Origin of the sequence: Streptomyces sp. HSW2009, assembly GCF_040240285.1 — a bacterium.
Lineage (GTDB): Bacteria > Actinomycetota > Actinomycetes > Streptomycetales > Streptomycetaceae > Streptomyces.
Genome location: NZ_JBEHZD010000505.1, coordinates 1 through 5691, shown reverse-complemented (window position 1 = coordinate 5691; position 5691 = coordinate 1). Strand labels below are relative to the sequence as shown.

Genomic DNA, 5691 nt, shown 5'->3' with positions numbered 1-5691 from the left:
CGCGGGCCCCGCCCCCCCGGCGCCCGCGGGGCGCCCCCCCCCCCGCGGGGGGGGGGGGGGCGCCCCCCCCCCCCCCGGGGGTAGGGGCGGGCATAAAGCGGGTGGCGCGTGGGCGCGACGGAGCGGGGCCGGTGCGGGCGGGACACGGACGGGGTGGGTACGGCGCGTACGTGCGGTGCGGTGCGTGCATGCGGCGCAGTGAGTACGTGCGGTGGGGCGAGTGCCTGCGGGTGGAGCGAGTACCTGCGGTGAGGTAAGGCAGACGTACGACACGGAGTGGGACGAGGCGGATACGGACAGCTCGGAAGCGACCGGCACGGGAAGGGACAGCGGAGAAGCGACAAGCGCAGGAACGGACGACCCGGCAGCAAGGAGCCCAGAACCGAGCAACTCGGATACGGGCAGCCCAGGTACAGATAGCTCAGGTGCGTACAGCACGGATACGTACAGCACGGATACGGACAGCACAGGTACGGACAGCACGGATACGGACAGTTCGGAATCGGGCCGTGTGGCGACGCACGGAGTACGAGAACGCGTGCCGGCCGGGGCGCGGATGGCCGCGGCGGCACGGGCAAGGTCAAGGGCAAGCGCAAGGGGAGGCGGGAGATGGAAGAAGAACTCCGCGAACTGGCGGCCCGGGCACGGGCCGCGCTGACGACATCGGCCGACTACGCCGCGTACGAGAACCTCCTCGCTCTCGTACGCCAGAACACCCCCGCCGCACGCGAGGAGTTGGCCCGGGTGCTGGTGGCCAACGGGCAGCCGCTGTGCGCCCGGGAGACCGCGGCCTTCGCACTGGGCTGCGCGGGCGACCGGCGGGCCTTCGAACCGCTGGTGATGCTGCTGAACTACCGAGACCCGGCGCACTGCGCCACCGCGGCCCGGGCGCTCGCCAGGCTCGGCGACCCGCGCACCGCCCGGGCGGCGGCGGTGCTGGCGACCAATCCGCTGCGGACGGCGTACGCGCTGCACCCGATCCGGCTGCTGGTGGAGTTGCGGGCCCCGGAGTCGGTGCCCGCGCTGGTCACCACGTTGCGCCGGCTGCTCGCCGAACGCGACCACTACTGGCCGATCGCCCGCGCCTGCGTGGTCGGGCTCGGCACGCTGGGCGACCGCCGGGCGGCCCCGATCCTCGCGGCGGCGCGCGAACACGAACGGTTACGCCCGGAGGCGGACACGGCCCTGGCCCAACTGGCGGGCAAGGCCCCGGCGGCGAGCGGCGGTGGCCGCGCCGACGGACGACGGGACGGCGCGCGCGGTGGCGTCGTCCCCCGCCCCGAAGGCCCCCGAGCCGGCGGCATCGCCCGCCGCGACCCCCGCCCCGGCTCCCCCCGCCCAGACCACCGCCCGCGGCCCAAGCCTTAGTGGGGGCGCGGTTGTTGGGGTTGTTGGGTTGGGCTGGGCGGGGGTGGGGTGCGGGTGGTCGGTGGGTCGGTGGGGCGGGGGCGGGGCGTGGGGTGCCTGGCGGGGGCCGGTGCGGGTTGGGGGCGCTGCGCGACGGCGGGCGCAGGGTCCTGGGGGTTGGCGCGCCATGCCGTGGTGGGGCGGGGTCCTGCGGGTTGGTGCGCCACGTCGCGGTGGGGTGGGGGCCTGCCCCGGCTGGGTGCTGTGCGACGGCGGGGCGGCGGGTGGCCGCGTGGGGGAATCCGGGTGGGGAGCGGGGCCAACTGGGCGGGGCCCACGGCGGGGGCGGGGCGTGTGGGACGGGCGGGGCGAGCGGTAGGGGTGAGGCGGACGGGCGGGACGAGCAGTGCAGTACGGGTGAGGTGGGCGGGCCGGGCAGGGGTTGCAGGTCAGGTCAGGCCGATGAGGCGGGCGGGCTGGACGGGTTGGGTGTGACGGTGGGGGAGGGCGGCAGGGTGCGTGCGTAGCGCACCTCGGGTACCGCCACGCCCTCCACGTCGAAGGACTCTGCACCTCCGTCGGGGGCGAACCCGGCCCGGGCGTAGAAGCGCTCGGCCCGCCCGTTGCCCCGTACGACCCACAGCCGTACGCGCGGGAACCCGCGTTCCGTCAGCCGCCGCAGCGTTTCGCTGAGCAACGCGTGCCCGATGCCCGCACCGAACCGCTCGGGACGGACGTAGAGCGCGTACAACTCGGCGTCCCCGCTCGGCAGGTCCTTCTCCCGATAGGGCCCGAAACAGGCCCACCCCACGACCTGACTCCCCGCGCCGTCACTCCCGCCCGGCTCCTCGGCCACCAGGTTCACCACGTCCCCGAGCCCCCGCGAAAAGAACTCCCGCCGCCGAACCGCGTCCTCCGCCACGCTCATGGCATCCAGATACGCCTGCGGCACCAGCCCGACGTAGGCAACCTGCCACCCCCGCACCCGCGCGGCGGCCACGGCGTCGATGTCGTCCTCGGTCATCTCGCGTACCAGAACACCCATGACGAGAGCGTAGTTGCCCGGATCGGATCGGCCGCCGGATTTTCTGGCCGGTGCGGGGTGCCCCGGCGGGGCGGGGCGGGCCCCGGGTTCCGCCGGGAAGTTGCAGGGGCCATGGGGCGTGTCGTAGTCGGTCCACTACGGTTGGTTGCGTTCGAGGGGGAAGCGATGCGCGGGGGTGCGTGATGTTCGGGAGGCGTAAGCGGAAGGGGCAGGTTCCGCCGCTGCCGGTGGTGGATTGGCGAAAGGTGCGAAGGTTCACGATCGGCACGTGTGAATGGCATAGCAGGGCGAAGGGCGCGAAACCGGCCTATGGTGCATGGGCGGTGCGTGTGCCCAAGCGTGCGAGTGGGGGGTGGATCTTTGCGCCGTGCGCTTATTTCCCCACGAGTTCCTCTACAGGCAGCTATCAGGATTTGGGTTCCGCGGTCTATGAGGACGCAGAGCTCCAGAAATTGCTATGCGCGCTCGATGGCCCCTTCGACTGCGACGAAAAAGTCTATCGCGTTCGTGACGCCCAGGGCGAGACTATTGGCTTAATTCGCCGCATTCCGCCGATCAACCCTTTCGTTATGCATACGTGGCGTATTGAACAGCCGGGGCGGCCAGTGATATTCGGGCGTAATAAGTGGTCCCAGAATAATTTCAAAGAGATGGCATGGGTTGTCTTGGAGTCGGCGGTCGGGTTCCTGGCCAGATCGAGCGAGGACGGGAGTTATTTGCGCGATCGTGAACTGGCGTGGAGGACCGCTGAAGGTAAGTTCGTCATGAAATCGTGCGGCTTTGGTGGTCATGATATGCGTTTGGAGATCGAGATCGAAGCGCGCTGGCTGGACCGGCGACTTGCATTTGCTTACGCCATGCTAAGGGATGGTCCCGCTATCTGATAAGTTGCGCTCAGGGTCAGTTGGAGAGAGTGCTTAGCGCGGGGCGCTGAATTATGAAGTTGCGAAGGGGGCGTCATGGCATTTGGAAGGCGTAAGCAGAAGGAGCAGGTTCCGCCGCTGCCGATGGTGGATTGGCGGGGGGTGCGTGAGTTCACGATCGGCATGGACGAACGAAAGAGTAAAATAGATAAGAGGAAAGTCGTTCAAGGGGTCCGGGCGATTCGTGTGCCAGGTCGGGATGGCGAGGATCAGACCTTTGCACCGTGTGCGTATTTCGCGACTAATTTTGGTGAGCTTAACTCTGTGGTCTATGAAGATGCGGAGTTTCAGCGCGTACTGTGTACTCTCGGTGATCCATTGGAACGGGATGGGGAGCAGGTCTACCACGTCTGTGATGGCCGGTCCGAGGTAATCGGTGCCATCCGCCGTATTCCCCCGACCAATCGACTGGTCCGACATACGTGGCGTATCGATCAGCCAGGACGCCCCGTGATCGTGGCGCGCAATAAATGGGCGAAGAAGGATGCCAAAGGGATAGCAGTGGCTGCTTTGGATTCGACGCTCGATTTCATGCTTCGGTCGAGCGGTGACGGTAGTGCCAGTTCGCGCGGGCGTGAGCTTGAATGGGAAACCGAGGACGGTGAGTTTGTTATGTATTCATGTGGCCACGGTGGTTACAACATGCATTTAGAGATTGAGATAGAAGCGCGCTGGCTGGACCGGCGACTGGCGTTCGCATACGCCACTTTGCGGGACATGCCTTACGTCTGATGAGATTCCTCCGGAGTCTGGCGTGATGAACTCAGAGATGCTGGAGTGGAGTAAGGCGACTCTTTTTGTGCATGCCAATGGCGAAATTTCTTATCGACGCCGCTGGAGGGGTGTTGCGAAACGTAAATCCGCAAGACTTAGAGCAGCTTGCGAAGCTCGTTGATGGTAAGGGTGGTACTGCGGATGCTTTGCGAGAGGCATTTGCCCGGGCTGCAACGCTCGGGGTGAGCGATGTATTGGCCCCGCTTCGGCCGATGAATTCGTGGGTGGCAGAGACCGGCCCCGATTTGCGTACCCGTGCGGCCGTCGCCCGGCTTGAGGATGGTGACCCTCTAGCCGGGTTGCGCTGGGCTGGATTCACGGACGCGGACTTCAAGGGATACGTGGGGAGGCCCATTGGGCCGGATGGGCTACTGCTGGCCAACTCGGTTGCCGCGAGCGATGATCAGGCGACAGCATCATTCCGTCGCCAGGATAATGAATCGCTCGATCATTGGATACATCGCTTAGAGGCCAAGGCGTTAGCGAAAATCACGGGACTGGAACCTCATGAAGAAACGGTTATGAGGTTCGTTGAGGCATATAGCGAAGTTACGGGTTTTGCTCGTGTAGCGACAAAGACCTCACTCATCACCGCTTCCATGACTAAGATCTTGGGAGGGAATGCGGCGTTTAAGTATCTTTCCGATAGTGCGGTGGTTCAGCAGTGGCAGGATCGTATATATCGAAAGCTAAGGTCAACCGGAAGCCGTACGCTCATTCGCAGGGCAAGGGCAATCCGTGACTGGAGCCCTACTCCTCGCTCTCTTGCGGCTCCGGGTACCTGGCTTCCCGGGAAAGTTGCGGCAATGATCTTTGGGGGAAGCCAAAGATATCAACAGCTCTCCCGTATACCCTTTGTCGCTGGCACGGTGGACGACCGTATCGGTCGAGGGTGGGATGGGCTACGTACGCTCGGTGCTATGAATGCCACGTGGCACGGTTGGAGTGTTAACAGGGCAATTGATTTCACCTTGGGCTCCGACACTCTGGCCAAGAGTTTTGGCGGGAAGACCCACTCCGGGCAAGACGTCACCCGCGCCGCCCAAGCAAGGCTCACGCGAGTCTTGCAGAAGTCCTACCTTGAGGCGCGGGGCGAGACGCCGGCCGTAGGGCGGACCTCGGCTGCCGTCAGGGGAGTCACCACCGCGGGAAAAGTCTCGGGAGTACTCCGAGGGACGTCGATCATCGGCGGGACCTTCGCCACCTACCGGAGTGGCGACAAGGTCTACCACAACGGTTGGCCGTGGGACCACGGCAACTTCAGCACCCGGGAGAAGGGGGCCAGCTATGTGGCGGACGTTGCGGAATTTGGCTTCGATGCCTCGCTGACGTACGCGAACATCAACCCCAGCCCGTACTCCCTCGGTGCCACTGTCGTCTTCGGCACCGTCTATCTGGGCGCCAAGACCGTCGAACACTGGGACGACGTGAAGGACGCCCCGGGGAAAGCGGCCGACTGGATGGGGGACAAGGCGCAGGACTTCGGAGTGGACGCCATCAACAAGGCCAAGGACGTGGGCACGGTGCTGAATCCGAAGAGTTGGAAGTTCTGACATAAAGAATGCTTGTGGCGGAGGGCGCCGACCCGGATGGGGTCGGCGC

The 5691-nt window shown here is 65.9% G+C and carries 5 protein-coding genes; 4 read left to right on the top strand and 1 reads right to left on the bottom strand.

The window, feature by feature from the left end:
- The first annotated feature begins 609 nt into the window (after nt 1-609).
- Nucleotides 610-1368, top strand: a complete 759-nt coding sequence (locus AAHZ94_RS27410; protein WP_349996125.1) for a HEAT repeat domain-containing protein — start codon at nt 610-612, stop codon at nt 1366-1368.
- 433 nt (nt 1369-1801) lie between these two features.
- Here the strand turns inward: AAHZ94_RS27410 and AAHZ94_RS27405 are convergent, their stop codons facing one another.
- Nucleotides 1802-2392: a GNAT family N-acetyltransferase gene (locus AAHZ94_RS27405; protein WP_349996123.1), complete on the bottom strand. Its 591-nt coding sequence runs from the start codon at nt 2390-2392 to the stop codon at nt 1802-1804.
- A 323-nt stretch (nt 2393-2715) separates the two neighbouring features.
- On the opposite strand from AAHZ94_RS27405, the gene AAHZ94_RS27400 reads away from it, so the two are divergent.
- The 3 genes from AAHZ94_RS27400 to AAHZ94_RS27390 all read left to right on the top strand — a co-directional run bounded on the left by AAHZ94_RS27400 (nt 2716) and on the right by AAHZ94_RS27390 (nt 5642).
- On the top strand, nt 2716-3276 hold the full coding sequence (locus AAHZ94_RS27400) for a hypothetical protein (protein WP_349996121.1): 561 nt from the start codon (nt 2716-2718) through the stop codon (nt 3274-3276).
- Nucleotides 3277-3351: 75 nt separating this feature from the next.
- Entirely contained in the window at nt 3352-4047 is a 696-nt protein-coding gene (locus AAHZ94_RS27395) for a hypothetical protein (protein ID WP_349996119.1), read from the top strand.
- A 1106-nt stretch (nt 4048-5153) separates the two neighbouring features.
- A complete protein-coding gene (locus AAHZ94_RS27390; protein ID WP_349996117.1) occupies nt 5154-5642 on the top strand; it encodes a hypothetical protein in 489 nt (162 codons plus the stop codon).
- The last annotated feature ends 49 nt before the right edge of the window (nt 5643-5691 follow it).

Excerpts from the sequence above, each read along its gene's own strand:
- AAHZ94_RS27410 (WP_349996125.1), top strand. The coding sequence starts at position 610 with ATGGAAGAAGAACTCCGCGAACTGGCGGCCCGGGCACGGGCCGCGCTG.
- AAHZ94_RS27395 (WP_349996119.1), top strand. The coding sequence starts at position 3,352 with ATGGCATTTGGAAGGCGTAAGCAGAAGGAGCAGGTTCCGCCGCTGCCG.
- AAHZ94_RS27405 (WP_349996123.1), bottom strand. The coding sequence starts at position 2,392 with ATGGGTGTTCTGGTACGCGAGATGACCGAGGACGACATCGACGCCGTG.